Origin of the sequence: Sphingomonas sanguinis NBRC 13937 (assembly GCF_001591005.1) — a bacterium.
In the GTDB taxonomy this organism is placed as follows: Bacteria; Pseudomonadota; Alphaproteobacteria; order Sphingomonadales; family Sphingomonadaceae; genus Sphingomonas; species Sphingomonas sanguinis.
In genome coordinates, this window is record NZ_BCTY01000016.1 from 36,583 (window position 1) to 60,173 (window position 23,591).

Consider the following 23,591-nt stretch of genomic DNA (forward strand, 5'->3'; position numbering starts at 1 on the left):
GGGAGGAATTACGAGTCAGCCCACGCCTCCAGCAACGTATGCGCGATCGCAAAGGCGGGCGGCACGCCGAACCGCGAACCATCGCCCGCCAGCGCCGCGCGAACCTCATCCCGCGACACCCAGATCGCGTCCTCCAGCTCGGTCGTGTCGATGGTCAGCCGGTCATCCAGCGCCTCGGCCACGCAGGCGATCATCAGCGACGACGGGAACGGCCAGGGCTGGCTGGCGATGTAGCGGACATTGGCCACCCGCACCCCCGCTTCCTCGAACAGCTCGCGCGCGACGGCCTCCTCGATCGACTCTCCCGGTTCCAGGAACCCCGCCAGCGCGGAATAACGCCCCGGCGGGAAAGTAGGCTGGCGACCGAGCAGCGCCCGGCCGCCATGCTCGGCGATCATGATGACGACCGGATCGACACGCGGGAAATGCTCGGTGCCGCAGGAGGGGCAATGCCGCCCCCAGCCCGCGCGGAACGGTTCGGTCGCCGCGCCGCATTTCGCACAAAAGCCGTGCCGCGCATGCCAGTCGAGCACCGAACGCGCCGCCGCATAGGTCGCCGCCTCCCCCGCCTCCAGCGCATGGAGTGCGGCGATCATCTCGAACGAGCGCCCGACCGCCGGTTCGCCGGTCAACCGCGCGAAATGGGGCACGCCATGCTCGATGCCGAGCAGCACATGATCCTCGACCCGCGCCCCCGCATCGATGCCGGTCCAGCCCAGCCGTCCATTCGCCATGACCGGCTGATAATCGTTCAGCACCAGCAACCGCGCCGCCGGATCGGCCAGCGCCGCCGCGAACCCCGCCGGATCGTGGCGCAGCGGATCGGCTCGATCCAGCCGTCCGCCGGTGAAACCCAGTGTTGTCACTTCGCCACCCGCCCCAAATCCTTGTAGAGCGCCGCCGCCAGATCGCGGCGCAGCGGATAGCGGTCGGCGGGGAAGTAATTGACCATCACGACTCCGCGCACATGCCGGGTCGGGTCGACATAGGCGATGGTCCCGGCCGCGCCGCCCCAGCCATAGGTGCCCTTGCCCGGTCCGCCCGGCGTGTCGGCCAACGTCACCGATCCACCTGCGCCGAAGCCCGTCGGCACCTCGCCCGAACCGCCCCCGCTCGCGCCCGTCACCGAGCCATAGGTGACACCGGCGGGCAGCAGGTTGGACATGGCGAGGCGCACCGTCTCCGGCTTCATCACGCGCACGCCGTCGACCTGCCCCTCATTCTGGAGCATCTGGAGGAAGCGATCATAATCGCGCGCCGACATGACCAGCCCCGCGCCGCCATAGGGAAAGCTGGGCGGCTGGCGGAAAACCGAGCTGGCCGCCGGATCGACTGGGACCATCGTATCGCCCAGGAAGGTATAGTTGCTCGCCAGCCGGTTCGCCGCCGCATCGGGCACCTGCCAATAGCTGGACTTCATCTTCAGCGGCGCGAACAGCCGGGTCTGGACGAACCGCTCGAACGGCATGCCCGACACCTTCTCGACCACCGCCGCCAGCACGTCGAGGCCCATCGAATAGCTCCACCGGGTCCCCGGCTCGGCGATCAGCGGCGCGGTCGCGGCGCGTTCGGCGAATTGCTGGAGGTTTGCGGGGCGAGTCGGGCGGACCTTGGCCTCGACCTGCGCATTGGCCGCATAGGGCATCAGGCCCAGCCGCTCATACTCCTTGAGCAGCGGGCCCTTGGCGGTGAAGCTGTAGCCCAGCCCCGCCGTGTGGGTCATCAGCTCGCGGATCGTGATCGGCTTGGTCGCCGGGCGGCTGTCGAGCGAGGCCTGCGGGTTGGTCAGTACCCGCATCTGCTTATAGGCCGGGTAGATGTCGGACAGCGGCTGGTCGAGCATCAGCTTGCCCTCCTCGATCAGGATCATCGCGGCCATGGCAGTGATCGGCTTGGTCATCGAATAGACGCGCCACAGGCTGTCGGGCGTGGCGGCGGAGGCGTTCGGCTCGATCCCGATCCGTCCGGCCGCGACGAACTGGGGCGGCTGGCCCTGCAGCCCGATCGCGGCGACGATGCCGGGCATCTTGCCCGCCTTCACATAGCCGTCGAACAGCGCCTGCGTCGCGGGCAGCGCCGCGTTCCGCTGTGCCTCGGCCCTGGTCTGCGCCACCTGCGCAAAGGCGGGTGTGCTCAGCAGGGCCAACACCGCCCCGCCCGTCATCATCACGCGACGCATCATGAATCCTCGTTCCTTTTCAAACGCTCGGCTGCCCGCGCGAACAGCGTGGGAAGCCCGGCGGTTCCCAATTCGGCGATCGGCCACCATTCGCCCGCCGCCGGATCTGCCGGTTCGCCTTCGCTCCTGGCGAGCGCCAGTTCCAGTTCGAAATGGGTGAAGCCATGCACGACCGTCTCGTTCAGCATGACCCAAGGCCCCTTCCCCGGCGCCTCGGCCAGCCCCGGCCGGTCATCGGCCCAGGGCCCGGTCGGCAGTGCGCGCATGCCGCCCAGCATTCCCTTGTCCGGGCGGCGGACCAGCCAGACCCGGCCTTCATGCTCGATCCAGAACACGGTTCCATGACGATAGGGGCGCGCCTTCTTGGGTGCCTTGGCGGGCAGCGTCTCGGCGATAGCCTCGGCCCGCGCGCGGCAGTCCACTGCGATCGGGCAGAGCAGGCATTGCGGCTTCTTCACTGTGCAGATGGAGGAGCCCAGGTCCATCATCGCCTGCGCGAAATCGCCCGCGCGCATGTCGGGGGTGATCCGGTCGGTCGCCTCGCGGATAGCGGGCCGCGCGGCGGGCAGCGGCGTTTGGATCGCGAACAGCCGGGCGACCACCCGCTCGACATTGGCGTCGACGACCACCGCCCGCTCGCCGAACGCGATGGCCGCTACCGCCGCCGCCGTATAGGCCCCCAGCCCCGGCAGGTCACGCAGGCTCGCCTCGGTTTCCGGAAAACGCCCGCCATGCTCAGTGACGACCGCGCGGGCAGCCTTCACCAGATTGCGGGCGCGGGCATAATAGCCCAGCCCCGCCCAAGCGGCCATGATGTCCTCGTCCGCCGCGGCCGCCAGGCTCGCCACATCGGGCCAGCGTGCGGTCCAGGCGGTGAAGCGCGGGGTGACCGCCGCCACCGTCGTCTGTTGTAGCATCACCTCGGACAGCCAGACGCGGTAGGGATCGGGCGTTTCCCCCGGCTTGGCTCGCCAGGGAAGCTCGCGGGCGTGCCGGTCATACCAGGCGAGCAGCCGGGCGGCGGGCGTATCGGGCGATGATGAATGCTTGGCGTCCACCCGCCCGCTATGGCATGGGGACGGATATGAGCAAGCGCGTCCGCGCCCCCCAGGAGCCGCCCCCCCGTTCCAACCGCCCCCGCGCGGTCTCCGAACTGCTGCCCGCCATCGGCGGCGCGGCCTTTCGCCGCTTCGGCTTCGTGCAGAGCGCCATCGTCAGCCGCTGGCCCGATATCGTCGGCCCGCGCCTGTCGACCGCCAGCGCGCCCGAATCGATTCGCTTTCCGCAGGGCGAGAAGCAGAATGGCGTGCTGACCCTGGTCGTGCGCGGCGCGCACGCGCCGATGATGCAGCATATCGCACCCGAGATCATCGAGCGGGTAAACCGCTTCTTCGGCTATCCGGCGGTCGCGCGGCTGCAGATCCGGCAGGGTGAACTGCCCATGGCCGCGCCCAAGCGCGCCGCGCCGCCCAAGCCGCAGCCGGTGCCGCCGGAAATGGGCGACGGCCTGCGCCAGATCGCCGACCCGGAGCTTCGCGCCGTGCTCGAATCGCTGGCCGCTGGCGTCGCTGCGACGCGCGGCATTCCCAAGGTGTCGTGATGCGTCTTTTCCTGTCGCTGGCCGCGCTCGGCCTCTCGCTCTCCGCCGCCGCTTCGGTCGACGCCGCCCAGGCGCAGGCCAAGGTCGACTGGACGACGCATATCACCCAGACCCCCGCCGGGGCCTATGTCATCGGCAACCCGAATGCGCGGGTGAAGCTGGTCGAATATGTCAGCTATACCTGCCCGCACTGCGCCGCTTTCGTCACCAGTTCGACGCCGGTGCTGAAGGGGCAGTTCGTCCGGTCGGGGTCGACCAGCATCGAGATACGCCATTATCTGCTCAACCGGATCGACCTGGCCGCCTCGCTCGTCGCCCGGTGCGGCGGAGCGGGCAAGTTCGTTGGCCTGACCGAGACGCTGTTCGCCCAGCAGAAGAGCTGGGCGGCGCGCGCCATGGAATATGAGCAGGCCAATGGCCAGCGCATCGGCATGTACCCGCCCGCCGCACAGATGCGGGCGATTGCCGACGGTTCCGGGCTGACCGCGATCGGCAAGAGCGCGGGGCTCAGCGATGCGCAGCTCGCCGCCTGCCTGTCCGACCGCGCCGCCACCGACCGCATCGTCGCGATGACCAGCTCGGCCCCGCAATCCATCGAGGGCACGCCCGGCTTCTTCATCAACGGCAAGCAGGCGATGGGCGTCTTCTCCTGGGACCGCCTGTTGCCGCTGTTGCGCGCGGCGGGCGCCCGCTAATTCCCGTTTTTTCCTCGGAGCATATGTCGATGAAGTCTCGTGTCCTCCTCCTCGCCCTGTCGGTATGCGCACCGCTGGCCTTCGCCGCTTGCGGCGGCAATGGCGACGCCAACGGGACGGCACCCGCCGCCTCGCCGTTGCCCGCGATCGCCGCTCCTGCGGGCAAGGACTGGACCCAGGTCGTCAGCAAGACCGCCGAGGGCTATGTGATGGGCAACCCCAACGCCCCCATCAAGCTGGTCGAATATGGCTCGCGCCTGTGCCCGGCCTGCGGCGCGTTCGCACGCGAAGGGTTCGAGCCGCTGACGAACAATTACGTCAAGTCGGGCAAGGTCAGCTGGGAATTCCGTGAGTTCCTGATCCACGGCGCGCCCGACCTGCCGCCCGCGCTGCTCGGCATCTGTGTCGGCGAACAGACCTTCTTCCCGATCCTGGAGCAGATGTACCAGGCGCAGACCGGCTTTAACGACAAGCTGCAGGCGATGAGCCCCGACCAGCAAAAGGCGTTGCAGAACGCCAAGCCGGTCGACGTCATCAAGGCGCTGGCCGAGCAGATGGACCTGATCAACTTCGTCAAGCAGCGCGGCCTGCCCGAAGCCAAAGCGCGTGAGTGCCTGGGCAACATGCTGGAGATCGACCGCCTGACCAAGCAGACCCAGGATCGCGGCGCGGACGGCACGGTGACCGGCACGCCGACCTTCATCCTGAACGGCAAGCCGCTCAAGGGCGCGATCACCTGGCCGGACGTCCAGGCGGCACTGAAGAACGCGGGCGCGTAAGGCGCGGCCTTACTGGTTACGCGAAAGGCGGTCGGGCGAAGGTCCGGCCGCCTTTTTCTATGCCCCCGGTCCCCGGCGAAGGCCGGGGCCCAGTCACCATGCGCTCCGAAGAGGTTGGGACATAGCGTGGGAGGCCTATGCCACTACCTCGCTATGGCCTCCCACGCTTTGTCCGGCGCACTATCGGCCGGGTAGTAACTGGGCCCCGGCCTTCGCCGGGGAACGGATTTTTCTGAGGGCTTTCTCGCCCCATCTCCCTTCGCTCAGGCTGAATCCCGTAAACGCAAAAAGGGCCCGGGGATCGCTCCCCAGGCCCTCTTCATGGTAAGCTGGAACTCCAGCCGGTCCGAGTCCCGGCGAGACGCAACGCCCCGCCGGGACCCGAAATCCGACTTAGAAGTCCATGCCGCCCATGCCACCCATGCCGCCACCGGCGGGCATGGCGGGCTTGTCTTCGGGCAGCTCGGCCACGGTGGCTTCCGTGGTGATCAGCAGGCCCGCGACCGACGCCGCATTCTGGAGCGCGGTGCGAACGACCTTGGTCGGGTCGATGACGCCAGCGGCGACCAGGTTCTCATAGGTATCGGTCGACGCGTTGAAGCCGAACGAGGTGTCGTCCTGGTCGAGCAGCTTGCCCGACACGACCGCACCGTCATGACCGGCGTTCTGAGCGATCTGGCGAACCAGCGCGGTCAGCGACTTGCGAACGATGTCGATGCCACGGGTCTGGTCGTCGTTGACGCCCTTGACGCCGTCCAGCGCCTTGGTCGCGTACAGCAGCGCCGTACCACCACCGGGGACGATGCCCTCTTCGACGGCCGCGCGGGTCGCGTGCAGCGCGTCGTCGACGCGGTCCTTGCGCTCCTTGACCTCGACCTCGGTCGCACCGCCGACCTTGATGACGGCCACGCCGCCAGCGAGCTTGGCCAGACGCTCCTGGAGCTTCTCGCGGTCGTAATCGCTGGTGGTGTTCTCGATCTGCGCACGGATCGCCTCGGTGCGGCCCTTGATCGCGTCGGCTTCACCCGCACCATCGACGATGGTGGTGTTGTCCTTGTCGATCGTGACGCGCTTGGCGGTGCCCAGCATGCCGACGGTGACGGTCTCGAGCTTGATGCCCAGGTCTTCCGAGATCAGCTCGCCCGCGGTCAGGATGGCGATGTCTTCCAGCATCGCCTTGCGACGATCGCCGAAGCCCGGTGCCTTGACCGCTGCGACCTTCAGGCCACCGCGCAGCTTGTTGACGACGAGCGTGGCCAGAGCCTCACCCTCGATGTCCTCGGCGATGATCAGGAGCGGACGGCCCGACTGGACGACGGCTTCCAGGATCGGGAGCATCGCCTGCAGGTTCGACAGCTTCTTCTCGTGGATCAGGATGTACGGGTCGTTCAGTTCGACCGTCATCTTTTCCGGGTTGGTGATGAAGTAGGGCGACAGATAGCCGCGGTCGAACTGCATGCCTTCGACGACGTCGAGCTCGAAATCGAGACCCTTCGCTTCCTCGACGGTGATCACGCCTTCCTTGCCGACCTTCTCCATGGCTTCGGCGATCTTCTCGCCGACTTCACGGTCGCCATTGGCCGAGATGATGCCGACCTGCGCCACTTCCGACGAACCCGACACGGGCTTCGAACGCGACTTGATGTCCTCGGTCACCTTGGCGACGGCGATGTCGATGCCGCGCTTCAGGTCCATCGGGTTCATGCCGGCCGCGACCGACTTCATGCCCTCGCGGACGATCGCCTGGGCCAGGACGGTCGCGGTGGTGGTGCCGTCACCGGCGATGTCGTTGGTCTTCGACGCCACTTCGCGCACCATCTGGGCGCCCATGTTCTCGAACTTGTCCTTGAGTTCGATTTCCTTGGCGACCGAAACGCCGTCCTTGGTGATGCGCGGGGCACCGAACGACTTGTCGATCACGACGTTGCGGCCCTTGGGGCCCAGCGTGACCTTAACGGCATCGGCGAGGATGTCGACGCCCTTCATGATGCGCTCACGCGCGTCGCGCGAAAACTTGACTTCCTTGGCTGCCATGGTGGCTACCCTTTCGATCTGGAATTGTCAGAAAAACGGGAGAAGGATCAGTCTCAGCCGATGATGCCGAGGATGTCCGATTCCTTCATGATGAGCAGGTCTTCACCGTTCACCTTGACCTCGGTGCCCGACCACTTGCCGAACAGAATGCGGTCGCCCGCCTTCACGTCGAGCGGCGTGACCTTGCCGTCTTCGGCCTTCGCGCCCGAACCGGCGGCGACGACTTCGCCCTCCTGGGGCTTTTCCTTGGCGGTATCCGGGATGATGATCCCGCCAGCCGTCTTTTCCTCGGCCTCGACGCGACGGACGAGAACGCGGTCGTGCAACGGACGAAAGTTCATTGCCATGTCCCTTTAATCTGGCGTGTTACACTTTTCTGGCACTCGAGCCATGCGAGTGCCAACGCCCCGGATATGTGAACGGCCATTCAGGCCGTCAACGCCCCTTCCCAAAAAATTTCGACCGGCCGCCCGATACGCGGGAACAAATTCGCGAAAAGCCGGGTGCGTATTGGCACCCTAATACGGGCCATTGCCCAGCCAGCGCGCCTGGAGTAGCGATAGCACATGACCGACGCCCGCGCCGACGCCCTTCCGCCCGCCTCCCCGCTCGACCAGGATTTCAGCCGGCCGGGGCGCAAGCCCGGCAAGCGCAGCGGCTGGCGGCTGGTGCGCGGCGCCTGGAAGCTGCTGGTCGGGATCAAGGACCTGCTGGTCCTGGCGGCGATGCTGCTGTTCTTCGGGTTGATCTTCGCCGCGCTCAACGCCCGGCCGGGAACCAAGGCGATCACCGACGGCGCGCTCCTCCTCAAGTTCGACGGCCCGATCGTCGAGCAGCCGGAGACGATTTCCCCCCTCGCCATGCTGTCCGGCGGCAAGACACCGCACCAATATCGCCTGCGCGACGTGGTCCGCGCGATCGATGCGGCCAAGGATGACGGCCGGGTCAAGACGCTGGTCCTCGACCTCGATTCGTTCGGCGGCGCCTATCCGGCGGCGCTCCAGGAAGTGGGCGACGCGCTGGCGCGCTTCCGCAAGGGCGGCAAGCCGGTGCTGGCCTATGCCACCGCCTATACCGACGGCGCCTATCGCCTGGCCGCCAATGCCAGCGAAATCTGGGTCAACCCGCTGGGCGGCACGATCTTCACCGGGCCGGGTGGCAACCAGCTTTACTATAAGGGACTGATCGACAAGCTGGGGGTGACGACCCATGTCTACCGCGTCGGCAAATTCAAGTCGTTCGTCGAGCCCTATATCCGCGCCGACCAGAGCCCCGATGCCCGCGCCGCGTCGCAGGCGCTGTACGGCACGCTGTTCGCCCAGTGGCGCGAGGCGGTGGCCAAGGCGCGGCCCAAGGCGCAGATCGACACCTTCCTGACCCAGCCGGACCGCGTGATCCTGGCCGCGAACGGCAACATCGCCGAGGCAAACCTGAAGGCCGGGCTGGTCGACAAGCTGGGCGACCGCCTGGCCTTCGGCAAGCGCGTCGCCGAGATTGCGGGCGCGGAGGCGAACAAGCCGGCGGGTACGTTCCGCACCATTTCCTACGCCTCCTGGGTCAAGGCCAATCCGCTGCCGACCAAGGGCGATGCGATCGGCGTGCTGACCATCGCGGGCGAGATCGTCGATGGCGAGGCGGGCCCCGGCACCGCGGCGGGCGAGACGATTTCCAAGGCGCTGCTCGACGGGCTGGCGAAGAAGAATCTGAAGGCGCTGGTCGTCCGTGTCTCCTCGCCGGGTGGCTCGGTGCTAGCGTCGGAACAGATTCGCCAGGCGATCCTGGAGGCCAAGCGCCAGAAGCTGCCCGTCATCGTCTCGATGGGCGGTCTTGCCGCCTCGGGCGGTTATTGGGTCTCGACGCCCGCCGATATGATCTTCGCCGAACCCGGCACGATCACCGGCTCGATCGGCATCTTCGGCATCATCCCGACCTTCGAGAACACGCTGGCGAAGATCGGCGTGACGACCGACGGGGTGAAGACCACGCCGCTGACCGGCCAGCCCGACGTGCTGGGCGGCACCACGCCGATGCTCGACACCATCCTGCAGGCGGGGATCGAGAATGGCTATCGCCAGTTCCTGACCCGCGTCGCCGAGTCGCGCCACATGACGCCCGAAAAGGTCGACACCATCGCGCAAGGCCGCGTCTGGGACGGCGGCACCGCGCGCCAGATCGGCTTGGTCGACCGCTTCGGCAATTTGTCCGACGCCATTGCGGAGGCGGCTCGCCGCGCCAAGCTGGACCCGACCAAGGTGCATGCCGAGTATCTGGAGAAGAAGCCGGGCTTCGCGGCCTTCCTGGCCGAGGGGTTCGAGAGCGACGATGACGGCCAGCAGGGCGGCGACGTCTTCGCCATCGCCGCCGCCGAGCGTCGCGCCGTCGTCGCCCGCGCGCTGGGCGACGTGACGCGGCTGGTCAAGGGCGGCTCGGTCCAGGCGCGTTGCCTGGAATGCGGCGGCCTGGGCCCGATGGCGAAGCCTGGCGATGCGCGCCTGCTCGACCTGCTGATCGCGAAGCTGGGCTTGTAAGGCGCGGGCGGCCGCGCTTCGTCCCGAGCGAAGTCGAAGGCCCGGGGGAAACGGGGCTTCCCGAACCGCCGCCCTGCGCGCTAGGCAGGTCTATCGCCTCTGGAGACCCCGCCGATCATGATCGCCATCCGTGCCGCCCGCCCCGATGACGCCGCCGCCATCGCCGCCATCTATGCCCCGCATGTGCTGGCCGGTGTCGTGTCGTTCGAGACCCAGGCGCCCGATGCCGAGACGATGCGCGCCCGGATGGAGGGCGCGGATGGCCTTTATCCCTGGATCGTCGCCACCTTGCGCAGCCAGGACGGCGCCGAGGACGAGGGGCAGGAGGAGGCCCTCATCGGCTATGCCTATGCCGCCCGGTTCCGCGAGCGCGAGGCCTATCGCTGGGTGGTGGAGACGACCATCTATGTCGCCGACGTGTCGCAGCGTTCGGGCATCGGACGGCTGCTCTACGAGGCGCTGGTCGACACGCTGACCGCGCAAGGCTTCACCCAGGCGATGGGCGTGATCGCGCTGCCCAATAACGGTTCGATCAAGCTGCACGAAGCGGTCGGCTTCCGCCGCGCCGGGGTCTTCCGCGAGGTCGGCCACAAGCACGGCCGCTGGATCGATGTCGGCTATTGGCAACGCGAACTCGCCGAACCCGCCCCCCACCCCGCCGAACCGAAACGCTTCGCCGATATCGGCGTGGTCCGCGATCCGGTGTCGGGGAAGCATCGGTAAGGCCGAAACAAGGGCAAGCGATTTATTGGCAAGACCTCACGGCCAAGTGTTCATAAGTCTTGCCAATACAGCGCCAATTCCCGCATCATGAATCCACGGCTGTAAGTGGGTGCAACCATGATCACGGGAAGCGTGGGACAATATGGTGATAACCGGCGTGATGACGTAGCGGTCATCCAGAAGCTTCTAAAACACGCCGGGATGGACCCTGGCCCAGTCGATCATATTGCCGGTCGACGAACCATTGCTGCCATTTTCGGATTTCAGCAGCGCTTCTTGACCAAGCCCGATGGCCGCGTCGATGTCGGGGGAATTACCCTGGCCCGTTTGCAAAGCGGAGCCGTCCGTGCCGCACCACACCAGATGACGCAGTCAGAACCAGCGCCTGCCAGTACACCATCGCCTGCCAGATTGACGGACAATCCGAACCGCGAGCCAAGGGACTGGACCGGCGACAGCAGCAAATGGGCGCAGGACAAAAAGCTGGCCAGCCTCGAGCCCGGATTTCGCCGAAAAATCGAGACCGTCCTCCAAACGCTTAGGGCGCAAGGCTTCCGCCCCAAGATCGTCTTCGGCTGGCGATCTGTTGCCGTACAACAGGAGTTGATGCGCCGAGGCGTCACCAAGGTTCGGTTCAGCTTCCACAATGCACAGACCCCGCAAGGACGCCCCAATGCCTGGGCGGTAGATATTGTGGATGAGCGCTGGAGTTGGAACGAACCCGATTGCCACATCTTTTTTCGTGCTCTCGGAAAAGCGGGAAAGGCGCAAGGCCTTGTATGGGGCGGTGACTGGACCGGGTTTCGCGACTGGGCCCATTTGCAAGGCCGCCAGAACTCGGAGCTTCGGCAGGTAAAACGGGAAAGTGGTCTATGAAGAATGTCGCAAGCTCTTTTCGCTGCGTTATTGCTATAGTGGCCGCAGGCACCGCCCTTCCCCTTGCTGCGGCGGAAATGAGGCCAGGCGGATCGACGTGGACGATCGTCCAAAGTGCACGAAACCCGTTGACGCTTGTCGGTATGGCGGCCGCGCGGCGTGCCCCGGGCGCACGCGTCTTGTCGGGTTCGGATTGCACCGAGTTTCGTGGCGGAATCTACGTTCTGGCGCGGCCCGGCAATACGCGTCCGGCGGGCAAACCCCTGACCGACAGCTATGTCAAACGCTGTACTCCCAAGACCGGGAGTGTTGCAGCCTTGGGTCTACCGGCAGTCGATCCTTCCTTTTCCGCCATGCGCGACACGCCGGTCAACTTTGACGGGGCGGATATCGTGACGACGATCCGCTCGAAGCTATTGCTCCGCCCCTGGTATTTGGCCACAGCCAATGATCCACGAGAAGGCCTTCGCATGGCGGTGGAAGATGTCTCCGGCCCGCGCCGTCTGATCGAGCGCGACTGCAGCCAAGCCGAAGTCGCACGCAATGGCCGCTACATAGCCATCGCCTGCGCGGTCGAGCAGGTGGGTGAGCAGCCTGTATATCGCACATCGGTCTACCGTGCCGGCGACCTTGCGCGCATCCACATCGAGCAACGCTGCCACAGACCGAAATTCGTCGCGGAGCGGATATTGGAATGCACCGCTCAACAGGTCGGTGCGGATGGACACATAACCGAGCGACAACGCAGGGTCACCGTCTAGACTGTTCGACGGAACTCTCAGGCACGAATTCCTTCGTCCCGCACCCCGTGGCCGGGTCTATATGTTGATCGATGCGGGTGCAGACGGAGCATCACCGATCATTTTAGGGGCGGTCCGGCGCGACCGGCCGCCCCATCGCGCGCTTAGCCGTTGAATACGAAGAGCGGCGTGCCCGGCTTCCAGTTGATCCGGCGAATCCAGACCGAGGCGATTGGCTGGCCATCGGCACCGATGGCGGGTTTGAACTTCGCGCGCGCGGTCGCTGCGCGACATGTGGCGTCCTGGAACACCTTGTCCCCGCCCGACTTGGCGACCGCGCAATTCTGGACGCTGCCGTCCGGGCCGACCAGCAGACGCACCACCACCGCGCCCGCCATGCCCATCTGCGACGCGCCAGCGGGATAATCGCCGGGCTTGAACCAGTTCGCTGGGTTCTCGACCGGCTCCGGTCCGTGACGCAACTGCTTCTGCTGGGCGGGATCGAGGCCCCAGGTCTTGATCAGGTCGTCCGAGCATTTGTCGAGCGCCGCGATCGCGCCCTTCATCGATCCCATGTCGAGCTGGATGGCATAGCGGCGGACGAAATTGACCCGCATCACCGTGGGGCGGCCCGCCGCGATATCACCGCGAAACGCCTTGGGCAGGTCGTCATCGGGCCGGAAGCGCAAAGTCGCGGGGATGCTGCCGGTGCTCGCAAACCCTTGCGCCTGCATGCCCGGCACCTCGGCCATGGTCGAGGTCGCGACCGATACCGGAACATTACGCTCGGTGGCCGGGATATGCGGCCCCGCCAACAGCATCTCCAGACGATCCGGCAGGTCGTAGCGGCTGATCTGGAGGATCGTCCGATCCTTGCCCTCGCCAAAGGTACGGATCAGGCGGCATTCGGTCGGCGCATAATCGACCTGCCATTTGGACGACGGAGCGATGGGGACCTGCGGATCGGCGGCCAGGACAATCTGTGACACCATTCCACCGAGAATCATCGTCAAGGCCATGCCCGTCCGTACACGCATCGTTTCTCTCCCTCTGATCCATCGCCCCGCTGGGTCGATAGCGAGCGAAGATGACATGGATATTCCGGCCGCCCAATGGGAAACATGCTGCTCCATCCCGCGTCACATGGCCGCGCTTCGTCGACACCATACCAATCTAAGGCTTGGCTTTGCGCCTCGGCTTTGTCTAACGCCGTGGAGGACGCCCCCCCGGGCACGGCAAGGAAGGAACAGGCATCATGGCTGCCGACTGGTCGACGATCGAATCGCTCCCGCAGACCCCGCTTCTCGATCTTTTCGCGAATGATCCCAACCGGCTGGCCTCGCTCAGTCTGGACGTGGCGGGTATCCATTTCGACTGGTCCAAGACCCATCTGACCGCCGAGGCCGTCGCCGCTTTCGCCGACCTCGCCAAGGCAAGCGGGCTGGCCGCCAAGCGTGACGCGCTGTTCGGCGGTGAGGTCGTCAACGTCACCGAAGGCCGCGCGGTCGAGCACACCGCCGAGCGTGGTGAGGGCAATCCCGAGAGCGTCGCCACCGCCCGCGCCTCGCACGCCCGGATGCGCGCGCTGATCGACGCGATCGAGGCCGAGGCACTGGGGCCGATTCGCCACGTCCTGCACATCGGCATCGGCGGCTCGGCGCTGGGCCCCGACCTGCTGGTCGACGCGCTGGGTCGTGACAGCGACCGGTACGATGTCGCCATCGTGTCGAACGTCGACGGCATGGCGCTGGAGGAAGTGTTCAAGCGCTTCGATCCCACCGCCACGCTGCTGGTCGTCGCGTCCAAGACCTTCACCACCACCGAGACGATGCTGAACGCCACCTCCGCGCTCCAGTGGATGACCGAGCATGGCGTCGAGGACCCCTATGGCCGCGTCATCGCGCTGACCGCCAACCCGGAAAAGGCGGTCGAATGGGGCGTGGACGAGACGCGCATCCTGCCCTTCGCCGAGTCGGTCGGCGGCCGCTATTCGCTCTGGTCGACCATCGGTTTCCCCGCCGCGCTGGGCCTGGGCTGGGACGCGTTCGAGGAATTGCTGGAAGGCGCGGCCGAGATGGACCGCCATTTCCGCCTGACCGACCTGTCGCAGAACGCCCCCGCCCTCGCTGCCTTCGCCGACCTGTATTACACCCAGGTCCGCCATGCCGAGACGCGCGCCCCCTTCGCCTATGACGAGCGGCTGCGCCTGCTCCCCTCCTATCTCCAGCAGTTGGAGATGGAATCCAACGGCAAGGGCGTGACTGTCGACGGACAGCCGGTCGGCCGGCCCACTGCCGCCATCACCTGGGGCGGCGTCGGCACCGATGCGCAGCATGCCGTGTTCCAGCTGCTCCACCAGGGCACGCATCTGGTGCCGGTCGAGTTCATCGCGGTCATCGAGCCGGGCGATGTGCTGAGCGACGATCATCACCGCCAGCTGCTGCTCAATGCGTTTGCGCAAGGAGCCGCGCTGATGAAGGGCAAGAAGGTCGACGACCCCGCGCGCAGCTATTCGGGCGATCGCCCGTCTTCGACCATCCTGCTCGACACGCTCGACCCGCGCACGCTGGGCGCACTGATCGCCTTTTACGAGCATCGCGTGTTCGTGAACGGCGTGCTGCTGGGCATCAACAGCTTCGACCAGTTCGGCGTCGAGCTGGGCAAGGAAATGGCCAAGGCTGCGGACCAGGGCGGGCAGGATTTCGATCCCTCGACCGAGGACCTGATCAAGCGGGCTTTCGGCGAGTAACGCTCCTCCCCGCTCGCGGGGAGGATTTGAATTTCCGATCACTGTCAGGGGGACGCTGAACTTGGCTCGGCGTCCCCCGTTATGCTTTTAGGCGGACCTGTCGTCCCAATCCCCCGGAGAAACCGTTCCCATGGCTGACTATGACTATGACCTGTTCGTCATCGGGGCGGGCTCGGGTGGCACGCGCGCCTCGCGTGTCGCGGCGGCGCATGGCGCGCGGGTCGCGGTGGCGGAGGAATATCGCGTCGGCGGCACCTGCGTCATTCGCGGCTGTGTCCCGAAGAAGCTGCTCGTCTATGGCGCGCATTTCGCCGAGGATTTGAAGGATGCCCGCCGCTTCGGCTGGCAGGTGCCGAGCGAATGTGAATTCTCGTGGGAAACGCTGCGCGACAATGTGCTGGCCGAGGTCGACCGGCTGAACGGCGCGTATAAGAAGACGCTCGAGAGCCATAATGTCGAGATCATCGACCAACGCGCCGTCGTTACCGGCCCGCACAGCGTCCGCCTGGCCGACGGGACCGAGAAGACCGCCGAGCGTATCCTGATCGCGGTCGGCGCGCACCCGGCCGTTCCCTCCTGCCCCGGTCACGAGCATGGCATCACCTCCAACGAGGCGTTCCATCTCGATGCGATCCCGAGCCGCGTGCTGATCGCGGGCGCGGGCTATATTGCCAACGAGTTTGCGGGCGTGTTCCACCAGTTCGGCGCACACGTCACGCTGATCAACCGCAGCAAGGATATCCTGCGCGGTTATGACCTGACGATCCGCGACCGGCTGCTCCAGATTTCGATGATGAAGGGCATTGAGTTCCGCTTCGACGCGACGTTCGAGGGGATCGAGAAGATGGACGATGGCTGCCTGAAGGTATCCATGTCCAACCATGAGCCGATGATCGTCGACCTCGTGATGTTCGCGACCGGCCGTCTGCCCAACACCCATGGCCTGGGGCTGGAGACGGCGGGCGTCGAGCTGGACGATCACGGCGCGATCAAGGTGGACGAGGACAATCGGTCGACCTGCCCCAGCATCTATGCGGTCGGCGACGTGACCAACCGGGTCCAGCTGACCCCCGTCGCCATCCGTGAGGGACAGGCCTTTGCCGACACGGTGTTCGGCGGCAAGCCGACCCGCGTCGATTATGACTGCATCCCGGCGGCCGTGTTCAGCCATCCGCCGATGGCGGGTGTCGGCATGACCGAAGCGCAAGCGCGCCAGACTTTGGGGTCGGTGCAGGTCTACACCTCCGATTTCCGGCCGATGAAGAACGTGCTGGCCGGCCGGGAAGAGCGGTCGCTCTACAAGATGGTGTGCGACGGTGATACCGGTCGAGTCGTGGGGCTGCACATGATCGGCCCCGACGTGCCCGAGATTCTCCAGGCCGCTGCCATCGCGGTGAAGGCCGGACTGACCAAGGCGCAGTTCGACGCGACCGTCGCGCTCCACCCCACCATGGCTGAAGAGCTGGTCCTGATGCGCTGACCCAAGCTGCCCCTACCCCTCGATCCTATCATCGGGGGGCCGGGGGTCAGTCTTTGGAACAATTCATGTATCGCGAAAAATATTATCGCGATTTACCATTGCTTCGGTAATGGGCCATAATGCCGTGACGGGCAAAAGGCCGGTTGAGTAAGGACGCCGTGATGCAGGACAAGGCCGTGACGTTGGAACAGATCATTTCCCATGCGCGCGCCGCCATGGAAGGTGCCGATGCGTTGAACCTGCCCCTGGCGGGCAATCACATTGCCGCGGGCCTGGACATGCTGCGCGCGGCCCAGGAAAAGTGCGGCGCGCATCCCCAGACCATCTGACGATGCGACAGCCAGCGGCCCGCCTTTAAAAGGCGTCGGTCTGGATCTCGTCGACGCCATCGTCCAGCGCGGTGGCACGGCGGTGCGCCGGGCGATCGTGCAGGCGACCGATATAGGCCATGATCGCGTCGGTCTTGGGGATCAGCCCGAACTGGGTAAACCACATCATCTGCGATCCGACATAGACATCGGCCGCCGTGAATCGGTCGCCCGCGATATAGCGTGAGTGCGCCACCGCGTCGCCGATGACGCCGATCGCTCGGTCGAAATCGCCATAACCCGCCATCCGCTGCTGATCCGGCGTAACCGTGACGCCGAACGCCTTGTTGGTGACGGCGGCCTCCAAGGGCCCTGCGGCGAAGAACAGCCAGCGATAATAGGCCGCGCGCTCGGACGGCAGCGGCGCCAGCTCGGCATCGGGAAAGACCTCGGCCAGATAGGCGCAGATTGCCGCCGTCTCGGTCACCACCCGTCCCCCGTGCACGATCGCGGGGACCTTCATCATCGGGTTGATCGCGCGATAGTCGTCGGCGACCATCGTCGTCCTATAGTCCAGCACGACCGCGTCATAGGCCGCGCCGGTTTCCTCCAGCATCCAGCGCGCGATGCGTCCCCGCGACTGGGGATTGGTATAGAGCGTCAGGTCGGCGGTCATTCCAGCGTCTCCCCAAGGTCGATGGGCGATCAGGCCCGATCGAGATAATGATGCAAGAAGCGCGTCGTCCGCTCCCAGGCCTGCCCCGCCGCCGCCGCATCATAGCGGGCGGCCGAACTATCATTGTTGAAGGCATGGTCGACACCGGGATAGGTAAAGGCCTCGACGGTGCGCCCGGCCGCCTTCAGCGCCGCGACCCAGGGCTCGCCGGTGGCATTCACCCGCGCATCCTTGCCGGCATAATGAAGCATCAGCGGGCTGCGCACCTTCACCGCTTCGGCCGGATCGGGGGCCGGTCCATAATAGGCGACACCGGCGGCGAGCGCCGGGCCCGCCGCCACCGCCAACCGGTTAACGAACGCCCCGCCCCAGCAAAAGCCGATCGCGCCGACCTTGCCGGTGCCCGTCCTGTCGGCGGCGGCATGGGCCATCATCGCCGATGCCTGTTTCAACGCCAGATCATAGTCGAGCGAGCCGATCAGCGTCCGCGCGCGGTCCTCGTCGGGTGGCGTCCCGCCCTGCGGCGCGAGCAGGTCGGGCGCGATGGCGTGAAATCCGGCCAGCGCCAACCGCCGCGCGACATCCTCGATATGCGGGGTCAGCCCGCGATTTTCGTGGATGACCAGCACCGAGCCGCGATGCGTCTTCGCGGCCTTGGGGCTGACGATATAGGCGGCGGAGCGTGCGCCGCCCTCCATGGCTTCGCGTCGGTCGATGCGCAGCCGTGCGTCATGCGCGTCCGTGATCACCGCCGCCGCCGGGCTGGCGGCCAGCCCCAGGATTAGCGCCTCGGCCGCCGCCGCCGATCCGGCCAGCGCGGTCATCTGGCGCAACAGCGTGCGGCGGTCGTGATGCTCATGGGTAAAGGCGTCATAGATACGCACGGCCTGGTCATGCAGCGCATCCGGTGTGGGGACATGGGTCATCGGCGGCCATCCTCCATCGGGCCGCCTGTCCGGTTTGGGACCGGATCACCTGCGGGGCGACCAACAGGTGCAGCATAGGCGCGGCGACCATGCCGGGCTAGGCTCGATCGAACCATCGGGAGAGGGAAAGTCATGATGTTCGTCGCATGGGTCCTGTTACAGGCCCAACCCGCGTTACCGCCCGCGCCGCCGCCCCCTCCCCCGCTGCACGGCGGCAATGGGCTGATGACCTGCCCGATCGGCGGTGAGGCGTTCGAGGGGTGGCAGATGGGCAGCTACTCCACCTATGGTGAGCGACCCGACGGGCGGCCCTATAGCTATATGCCCTTTCCCTTCCCTGTGCCCGAATGCCCGGGCAACCATCTGGTGGTGTTCGATGATTTTTCGGAGGCGGATAAGGCGGCGCTGGCCAAGCTGATCGTGACGCCCGCTTATGCCCGGCTGGTCGCGGACGGCGAGACGCCGCACTATCGCGCCTTCTGGCTGGCGACGCGGCTGGGGCGACCCGACTCGCAAGCGCTGGGATGGTTGCAGGCGGCTTTATGGGCGGAGACGCCGGGCCGGAATGAGGGCGCGGACCGGCCGGACACGGTGGCACGGCGGACGCGCTACGCTGCCGAGTTCATCGACCGGGTGCGCCATCTGCCCGCCGATACCAGCGCACGCGATCGGCTCTGGCTGACCGCCCGCGCGGCGAACCTGCTGCGGCAAAAAGGAGATTTTGCGGGTGCCGAGGCCCTGCGTCAGGATGCACTGTCGCTGGTGGGGCAGCCGGGGGTCGGCGATGGCTGGGAGGGCTATCTGGGGCAGATGGCAAAGATCATTGCCCGTCGCGATATATCGGTCGAGCCGATCGACATGATCCCCACGCGCGAGGCGGCCAGCTATTGCGCCGAGCCTGAGAAGATGGGGCTGAGCGAGCAGGATATCCGGCTATGCAAGGCACCCGATATCGTCAAGGATATCGCCGGGTCGTGAACATCTGTTGATGACCGGGCCCGGTCGCACGAAAAAGGCCGCCCCCTCGCGGGGACGGCCCATTCGTAACACTTAAGGTTGAGGATCAGGCGCCGAGCGGGCTGGGCGATCCGAAGGGCCCCGCGCCACGGCGGGTCTTCGGGATCGAAGTCCCCGCCTTGGCGATCGGCACCGCCTTCAGCTTCGGGTCGTTGCGACCGATATCGTCGCCCGCGATCAGCTTCTTGATATCGTCACCCGACAGCGTCTCATACTCCAGCAACGCGCCCGCCAGCAGGTGCAGCTGGTCGACATGATCGGTCAGCACATGCTTGGCGCGGTGCAGGCCGCCCTCGACGATCGATTTGATCTCGTCATCGATCAGCTGGGCGGTCTGGTTGGACATGCGCACCGGCTGGCTGGACGAATAACCCAGGAAGCTCTCGCCCTCGGGCTGGGCATATTCAACCGGCCCTACCTTGTCCGACATGCCCCATTTGGTCACCATGTCGCGCGCCAGGCCCGTGGCATATTGGATGTCGCCGCTCGCGCCGCTCGACACCTTCTCATAGCCGAAAATGATTTCCTCGGCCACGCGGCCACCCATGGCAACCGCCAGGTTCGCGTACATCTTGTCGCGGTGATAGCTGTACGAGTCGCGCTCCGGCAGGCGCATGACCATGCCCAGCGCCCGGCCGCGCGGGATGATCGTCGCCTTGTGGATCGGGTCCGACGCCGGTTCATGCAGCGCGACGATGGCATGGCCCGCCTCGTGATAGGCGGTCATCCGCTTCTCGTCCTCGGTCATCACCATGGAGCGGCGTTCCGCCCCCATCATGACCTTGTCCTTGGCTTCCTCGAACTCGGCGTTCGCAACCAGCCGCTTGCCCTTGCGCGCCGCCATCAGCGCGGCTTCGTTGACCAGATTGGCCAAGTCCGCACCCGAGAAGCCCGGCGTACCGCGCGCGATGACTCGCGAATCGACGTCAGGAGCCAGCGGCACCTTCTTCATATGAACTTCGAGGATTTTCACCCGGCCATCGATATCCGGGCGCGGCACCACGACCTGACGGTCGAAGCGGCCCGGACGCAGCAGCGCAGGGTCAAGCACATCGGGGCGGTTGGTCGCGGCGATGATGATGATGCCTTCATTGGCCTCGAAACCATCCATCTCGACCAGCAGCTGGTTCAGCGTCTGCTCGCGCTCGTCATTGCCATTGCCCAGGCCCGCGCCGCGATGACGGCCGACCGCGTCGATTTCGTCGATAAAGACGATGCACGGCGCCGACTTCTTGGCCTGCTCGAACATGTCGCGGACACGGCTCGCGCCGACGCCGACGAACATCTCGACGAAATCCGAACCCGAAATGGTGAAGAACGGCACACCCGCCTCACCCGCGATGGCGCGAGCCAACAACGTCTTGCCGGTGCCGGGCGAGCCGACCAGCAGCGCGCCCTTGGGGATCTTGCCGCCCAGGCGCGAAAATTTCGACGGGTCCTTCAGGAACTCGACGATTTCCTGCAGCTCTTCACGGGCTTCGTCGATGCCGGCCACATCGTCGAAGGTCACCTTGCCTTCCTTCTGGGTCAGCATCCGCGCACGGCTCTTGCCGAATCCCATCGCACCGCTGGCCCCGCCGCCCTTCTGCATCTGGCGCAGAACGAAGAAGGCGATGCCGATGAACAGCACGAACGGCAGCGAATTGTAGAGCATCAGCATCCAGATCGAGGGGCCTTCCTCGGTCTTGGCCGTAAAGGTCACGCCCTTTTGGCGCAGGCGCGGGATCAGCTGTGAATCGGGAACCGGCGTGGTGCGGAACTTCTCACCCGACGACAGCTGGCCCGTGATCGACTCGCGCGAGATGGTCGCGGTCTTCACCGTGCCCTCGTCCACCTTGTCGAGGAAGGTCGAATAGTCGATCTGGTTACCGCTCTGCGCCGACGACCCGGCACCCGACAGGCTGACGAACAGGGCAAGCGCCATCAGGATGCCTACCCAGATCAGCAGGCTCTTCATCCAGGGGTTGCCGCCCCCATTGGGATCGGGACTCTGCTGCTTGTCGTTGTCGTTCATCGGTGCCGGATACCTTTCAGCCTCCAAGATAGGCATGACGAGGTTAATGGCAATGGAACAAGACCGATCAAAGTAATCGGCCAGGGGGAACAAGACCGATCAATGGGATCGGCGGATCAGCCTGTCTTGCGCGGCGGGGCGGGACGGAAGCGCCAGACGCCGGAGCGGACGCTGGCGATCACCCCGGCCTGGGTCGCGCGACTGCCTGCGGCAAGCGACTCGAGCAGCTTCTCGATATTGCTTGCCTCGCTCCAGGCGGGCGTCTCGATCCCCGCCGCCGCGCGGACCGTGCCGATCGCCCGGCGCGCAAGCCGTCGCCCCAGTTCACGGGGCAGGTCGGCGGCCTGGATGCGGACATTGTCGTCATCGATCTGCGCCCGCTCGGCCCAGAGCCAGTCTACCGTCGCGCGCAGGTCGCCATCCGCCTCGGCCAGCTGCGCCGCCGCACGCGCCAGCTGCGCGACGCCCAGCCATTCATGCGCGTCGAGCAGCTGACGGAAGCGCGTGCGGTCATGACGCGGATCGTGATTGGCGGGATCGTCGACAAAGGGGGCCTCCGCCCGGCGTACGATCCGGCGCAACTCGGCCCGACGCCAGTCGAGCAGCGGGCGGAGCACGACTGCATCCGCAATCACCGTCCGCGCCCGCACGCCCGACAGGCCCGACAGCCCCGCCCCACGCGCCGCGCGCATCAGGAAGGTCTCGGCCTGGTCGTCGGCATGATGCGCGGTCAGGATTGCCGCCGCACCGATCGCCCGGGCATGGTTCGCGAGCAGGGCATAACGCGCCTCTCGCGCCTGGGACTGGATGCTCGCCCCCTCGATCGGGGTCGCGGGACGCAGGCCCTGATGCGGCACGCCCAGCTTCGCGCAATGTTCGGCGACCATGCGCACTTCGTCGGCGGCTTCGGGGCGAAGCCCGTGATCGATCGTCGCCACCGCGATCCGGCCCGGCAGGGCGGCGGCCGCCAGCGTCAGCATCGCCATGCTGTCCGGGCCGCCGGACACCGCCAGCAGCAACGGCGCGGGGGACGTTTGCGGATCGAAAAGAAGCGTCAGATCGGTCGTGAAACGCGCAATCTGATCGGCGGCCGTGGCATCGGTGGCCATGATGCTCTCAAAACTGGTCAGGGACGGCCGCGCTCTGGCCCTTCCCCCGCACCAGTGCAAGAGTTTTCCTTGCCACGGATCGCAGGATAGCCGCTCTTTCCCGCCCGTACAGGGAAGGAAAGACCGCCTGTCACTGGCACTTCGCCGCGCCGCGCCCACTGGCGATCTGCGCCTTCATCGACGCGGACAGCTTGGCACCATAGACGTCGCTGAGTTCGTCATAGACCTTGCAGGCATCGGCGGGCTTGTTGAGCCGGGTCAGCGCCTGACCGAGATAGAGAAGACTGTCGGGGGCGCGCTCGCCATCCGGGAATTTCTTGTAATTCTCGTAAAAGGCCATCGAGGCGAGGCTGGGTTTGCCCGAGTCCAGATAGGTGCGGCCCAGCAGGTTCTGCGCGAAGCTGGCGCGGCGGCTCTTGGGATAGTCGGCGACCACCTTCTTCAGCTGGGCCTCCGCCTCGGGATAGCGCTTGGCCTGCCATAGACGATAGCCATAGAGATAGGCGTCCTCGGCCGCGTCGCCGGTCGACGGCTTCTCGACCGCCGCACCACCCGCCGCCGGCGCGGTGGAGGCGGTGTCGCCGGTGACGACCGAGGCGGCAGCCGGGGTCTTGGTGGGACGGGTCGAGCCGGTCGCGGCGGGCGCGGGTGTGTCGAGCGGCGCGCTCTGTCCGGCGGGGGCAATCGGCGCGGGGCCCGCCTCCAACGCCTTCAGCCGCCCCTCGGTCGCGCGCTTATAGGCGTCGAACTGGTCCTGAAGCTGGCGGGTGCGATAGCCGTTCTGCTCGATCTGGCCGGTCAGAGTGGCCATCTGCTCTTCCAGCGAGGTGACGCGCGAGGTCAGATCGGTCAGCGCGCTCGACGCCGGAACGCCGGGAGCCTGCGCCTGGGTCTGCGGCGCGGTGATCTCGGGCTGGACATAGCCGCCTGCCCCGTTCGGGAAGACCTTGCGCTGCACGGCGCGCATTTCGCTTTCCAGCTTGCCGACGCGGCCTTCGACATTGGACTGGGCCATGGCGGCGGTCGGCAGGATCATCACGGCGGCGACGCCGGCCAGCAACAGGTTACGCATCGGTCTCACCCCCCGGTGGGCTGTGTGTGGTAGCGAAAGGCCATGGTTAATAGCCTGTCGCGGCTGTCTCCAGCCTTAAAATCCGT

General features: G+C 66.3%; 22 protein-coding genes. 11 read left to right on the top strand and 11 right to left on the bottom strand.

The genetic code is table 11. From position 1 onward, the window contains the following. Positions 1-8 precede the first annotated feature (8 nt). The 3 genes from nudC to SSA01S_RS09000 are packed head-to-tail and all read right to left on the bottom strand — an operon-like array spanning position 9 to position 3,237. Complete coding sequence (gene nudC, locus SSA01S_RS08990) at positions 9-866, bottom strand: NAD(+) diphosphatase (protein ID WP_061780124.1); 858 nt, start codon at positions 864-866, stop codon at positions 9-11. Then, complete coding sequence (locus SSA01S_RS08995) at positions 863-2,179, bottom strand: serine hydrolase domain-containing protein (RefSeq protein WP_061780147.1); 1,317 nt, start codon at positions 2,177-2,179, stop codon at positions 863-865. The genes nudC and SSA01S_RS08995 overlap by 4 nt, the downstream gene beginning before the upstream one ends. Continuing rightward, entirely contained in the window at positions 2,179-3,237 is a 1,059-nt protein-coding gene (locus SSA01S_RS09000; protein ID WP_170171345.1) for an A/G-specific adenine glycosylase, read from the bottom strand. The genes SSA01S_RS08995 and SSA01S_RS09000 overlap by 1 nt, the downstream gene beginning before the upstream one ends. A 26-nt stretch (positions 3,238-3,263) precedes the next feature. On the opposite strand from SSA01S_RS09000, the gene SSA01S_RS09005 reads away from it, so the two are divergent. From SSA01S_RS09005 to SSA01S_RS09015, 3 genes are read left to right on the top strand one after another with little or no spacing between them, the layout of a single operon-like run. Continuing rightward, the gene (locus SSA01S_RS09005) at positions 3,264-3,779 is read left to right on the top strand and encodes a DUF721 domain-containing protein (protein ID WP_156477721.1); all 516 of its coding nucleotides are present in this window, start codon (positions 3,264-3,266) and stop codon (positions 3,777-3,779) included. Next, complete coding sequence (locus SSA01S_RS09010) at positions 3,779-4,474, top strand: thioredoxin domain-containing protein (protein ID WP_061780126.1); 696 nt, start codon at positions 3,779-3,781, stop codon at positions 4,472-4,474. Before SSA01S_RS09005 ends, SSA01S_RS09010 begins: the two co-directional genes overlap by 1 nt. A gap of 29 nt (positions 4,475-4,503) precedes the next feature. After that, the gene (locus SSA01S_RS09015) at positions 4,504-5,253 is read left to right on the top strand and encodes a DsbA family protein (RefSeq protein ID WP_061780149.1); all 750 of its coding nucleotides are present in this window, start codon (positions 4,504-4,506) and stop codon (positions 5,251-5,253) included. Positions 5,254-5,646: 393 nt separating this feature from the next. On the opposite strand, the gene groL is transcribed toward SSA01S_RS09015, so the two are convergent. Then, entirely contained in the window at positions 5,647-7,287 is a 1,641-nt protein-coding gene (gene groL, locus SSA01S_RS09020; protein WP_058717392.1) for a chaperonin GroEL, read from the bottom strand. A gap of 53 nt (positions 7,288-7,340) precedes the next feature. After that, entirely contained in the window at positions 7,341-7,628 is a 288-nt protein-coding gene (groES, locus tag SSA01S_RS09025; RefSeq protein WP_042484184.1) for a co-chaperone GroES, read from the bottom strand. Positions 7,629-7,853: 225 nt separating this feature from the next. On the opposite strand from groES, the gene sppA reads away from it, so the two are divergent. From sppA to SSA01S_RS19485, 4 genes are all read left to right on the top strand, one after another. Continuing rightward, positions 7,854-9,815 (top strand): signal peptide peptidase SppA, encoded by a 1,962-nt coding sequence (gene sppA, locus SSA01S_RS09030; RefSeq protein WP_082795008.1) that lies wholly within the window; start codon positions 7,854-7,856, stop codon positions 9,813-9,815. 117 nt (positions 9,816-9,932) lie between these two features. Beyond that, positions 9,933-10,538, top strand: coding sequence for a GNAT family N-acetyltransferase (locus tag SSA01S_RS09035; protein WP_061780127.1), 606 nt, complete (start codon positions 9,933-9,935; stop codon positions 10,536-10,538). Positions 10,539-10,655: 117 nt separating this feature from the next. Continuing rightward, on the top strand, positions 10,656-11,414 hold the full coding sequence (locus SSA01S_RS19075; protein WP_082795009.1) for a peptidoglycan-binding protein: 759 nt from the start codon (positions 10,656-10,658) through the stop codon (positions 11,412-11,414). Continuing rightward, a complete protein-coding gene (locus SSA01S_RS19485) occupies positions 11,411-12,175 on the top strand; it encodes a hypothetical protein (RefSeq protein WP_156477722.1) in 765 nt (254 codons plus the stop codon). The genes SSA01S_RS19075 and SSA01S_RS19485 overlap by 4 nt, the downstream gene beginning before the upstream one ends. 143 nt (positions 12,176-12,318) lie before the next feature. Here SSA01S_RS19485 and SSA01S_RS09045 read toward each other — a convergent pair whose 3' ends face one another. Continuing rightward, positions 12,319-13,191 carry a TonB family protein gene (locus SSA01S_RS09045; protein WP_167348903.1) on the bottom strand — a complete coding sequence of 291 codons (873 nt, stop codon included), beginning with the start codon at positions 13,189-13,191 and terminating at the stop codon, positions 12,319-12,321. Between the two features lie 218 nt (positions 13,192-13,409). Between SSA01S_RS09045 and pgi the strand changes: the two genes are divergently transcribed. The 3 genes from pgi to SSA01S_RS19490 all read left to right on the top strand — a co-directional run bounded on the left by pgi (position 13,410) and on the right by SSA01S_RS19490 (position 16,712). Then, positions 13,410-14,903, top strand: coding sequence for a glucose-6-phosphate isomerase (gene pgi, locus SSA01S_RS09050; protein WP_061780130.1), 1,494 nt, complete (start codon positions 13,410-13,412; stop codon positions 14,901-14,903). A gap of 130 nt (positions 14,904-15,033) precedes the next feature. Further along, positions 15,034-16,383 (top strand): glutathione-disulfide reductase, encoded by a 1,350-nt coding sequence (gene gor, locus SSA01S_RS09055; protein ID WP_061780131.1) that lies wholly within the window; start codon positions 15,034-15,036, stop codon positions 16,381-16,383. A gap of 161 nt (positions 16,384-16,544) precedes the next feature. Continuing rightward, positions 16,545-16,712 (top strand): hypothetical protein, encoded by a 168-nt coding sequence (locus tag SSA01S_RS19490; protein ID WP_156477723.1) that lies wholly within the window; start codon positions 16,545-16,547, stop codon positions 16,710-16,712. A gap of 25 nt (positions 16,713-16,737) precedes the next feature. Here the strand turns inward: SSA01S_RS19490 and SSA01S_RS09060 are convergent, their stop codons facing one another. Together SSA01S_RS09060 and SSA01S_RS09065 are read right to left on the bottom strand one after the other, a co-directional pair. Further along, positions 16,738-17,367, bottom strand: a complete 630-nt coding sequence (locus tag SSA01S_RS09060) for a glutathione S-transferase family protein (protein ID WP_061780132.1) — start codon at positions 17,365-17,367, stop codon at positions 16,738-16,740. 29 nt (positions 17,368-17,396) lie between these two features. Then, the gene (locus SSA01S_RS09065; RefSeq protein WP_061780133.1) at positions 17,397-18,293 is read right to left on the bottom strand and encodes a dienelactone hydrolase family protein; all 897 of its coding nucleotides are present in this window, start codon (positions 18,291-18,293) and stop codon (positions 17,397-17,399) included. 132 nt (positions 18,294-18,425) lie between these two features. On the opposite strand from SSA01S_RS09065, the gene SSA01S_RS09070 reads away from it, so the two are divergent. Further along, a complete protein-coding gene (locus tag SSA01S_RS09070; protein WP_061780134.1) occupies positions 18,426-19,271 on the top strand; it encodes a hypothetical protein in 846 nt (281 codons plus the stop codon). Between the two features lie 85 nt (positions 19,272-19,356). Here SSA01S_RS09070 and ftsH read toward each other — a convergent pair whose 3' ends face one another. The 3 genes from ftsH to SSA01S_RS09085 all read right to left on the bottom strand — a co-directional run bounded on the left by ftsH (position 19,357) and on the right by SSA01S_RS09085 (position 23,505). Continuing rightward, positions 19,357-21,324 (bottom strand): ATP-dependent zinc metalloprotease FtsH, encoded by a 1,968-nt coding sequence (gene ftsH, locus SSA01S_RS09075; protein WP_061780135.1) that lies wholly within the window; start codon positions 21,322-21,324, stop codon positions 19,357-19,359. A 116-nt stretch (positions 21,325-21,440) separates the two neighbouring features. Next, complete coding sequence (gene tilS, locus SSA01S_RS09080; protein WP_061780136.1) at positions 21,441-22,433, bottom strand: tRNA lysidine(34) synthetase TilS; 993 nt, start codon at positions 22,431-22,433, stop codon at positions 21,441-21,443. A gap of 130 nt (positions 22,434-22,563) precedes the next feature. Further along, complete coding sequence (locus SSA01S_RS09085; protein ID WP_061780137.1) at positions 22,564-23,505, bottom strand: tetratricopeptide repeat protein; 942 nt, start codon at positions 23,503-23,505, stop codon at positions 22,564-22,566. Positions 23,506-23,591 lie beyond the last annotated feature (86 nt).

Excerpts from the sequence above, each read along its gene's own strand:
- SSA01S_RS08995 (WP_061780147.1), bottom strand. The coding sequence starts at position 2,179 with ATGCGTCGCGTGATGATGACGGGCGGGGCGGTGTTGGCCCTGCTGAGC.
- SSA01S_RS09005 (WP_156477721.1), top strand. The coding sequence starts at position 3,264 with ATGAGCAAGCGCGTCCGCGCCCCCCAGGAGCCGCCCCCCCGTTCCAAC.
- SSA01S_RS09010 (WP_061780126.1), top strand. The coding sequence starts at position 3,779 with ATGCGTCTTTTCCTGTCGCTGGCCGCGCTCGGCCTCTCGCTCTCCGCC.
- SSA01S_RS09015 (WP_061780149.1), top strand. The coding sequence starts at position 4,504 with ATGAAGTCTCGTGTCCTCCTCCTCGCCCTGTCGGTATGCGCACCGCTG.
- groL (WP_058717392.1), bottom strand. The coding sequence starts at position 7,287 with ATGGCAGCCAAGGAAGTCAAGTTTTCGCGCGACGCGCGTGAGCGCATC.
- groES (WP_042484184.1), bottom strand. The coding sequence starts at position 7,628 with ATGAACTTTCGTCCGTTGCACGACCGCGTTCTCGTCCGTCGCGTCGAG.
- sppA (WP_082795008.1), top strand. The coding sequence starts at position 7,854 with ATGACCGACGCCCGCGCCGACGCCCTTCCGCCCGCCTCCCCGCTCGAC.
- SSA01S_RS09035 (WP_061780127.1), top strand. The coding sequence starts at position 9,933 with ATGATCGCCATCCGTGCCGCCCGCCCCGATGACGCCGCCGCCATCGCC.
- SSA01S_RS19075 (WP_082795009.1), top strand. The coding sequence starts at position 10,656 with ATGATCACGGGAAGCGTGGGACAATATGGTGATAACCGGCGTGATGAC.
- SSA01S_RS19485 (WP_156477722.1), top strand. The coding sequence starts at position 11,411 with ATGAAGAATGTCGCAAGCTCTTTTCGCTGCGTTATTGCTATAGTGGCC.
- SSA01S_RS09045 (WP_167348903.1), bottom strand. The coding sequence starts at position 13,191 with ATGCGTGTACGGACGGGCATGGCCTTGACGATGATTCTCGGTGGAATG.
- pgi (WP_061780130.1), top strand. The coding sequence starts at position 13,410 with ATGGCTGCCGACTGGTCGACGATCGAATCGCTCCCGCAGACCCCGCTT.
- gor (WP_061780131.1), top strand. The coding sequence starts at position 15,034 with ATGGCTGACTATGACTATGACCTGTTCGTCATCGGGGCGGGCTCGGGT.
- SSA01S_RS19490 (WP_156477723.1), top strand. The coding sequence starts at position 16,545 with ATGCAGGACAAGGCCGTGACGTTGGAACAGATCATTTCCCATGCGCGC.
- SSA01S_RS09060 (WP_061780132.1), bottom strand. The coding sequence starts at position 17,367 with ATGACCGCCGACCTGACGCTCTATACCAATCCCCAGTCGCGGGGACGC.
- SSA01S_RS09065 (WP_061780133.1), bottom strand. The coding sequence starts at position 18,293 with ATGACCCATGTCCCCACACCGGATGCGCTGCATGACCAGGCCGTGCGT.
- SSA01S_RS09070 (WP_061780134.1), top strand. The coding sequence starts at position 18,426 with ATGATGTTCGTCGCATGGGTCCTGTTACAGGCCCAACCCGCGTTACCG.
- ftsH (WP_061780135.1), bottom strand. The coding sequence starts at position 21,324 with ATGAACGACAACGACAAGCAGCAGAGTCCCGATCCCAATGGGGGCGGC.
- tilS (WP_061780136.1), bottom strand. The coding sequence starts at position 22,433 with ATGGCCACCGATGCCACGGCCGCCGATCAGATTGCGCGTTTCACGACC.
- SSA01S_RS09085 (WP_061780137.1), bottom strand. The coding sequence starts at position 23,505 with ATGCGTAACCTGTTGCTGGCCGGCGTCGCCGCCGTGATGATCCTGCCG.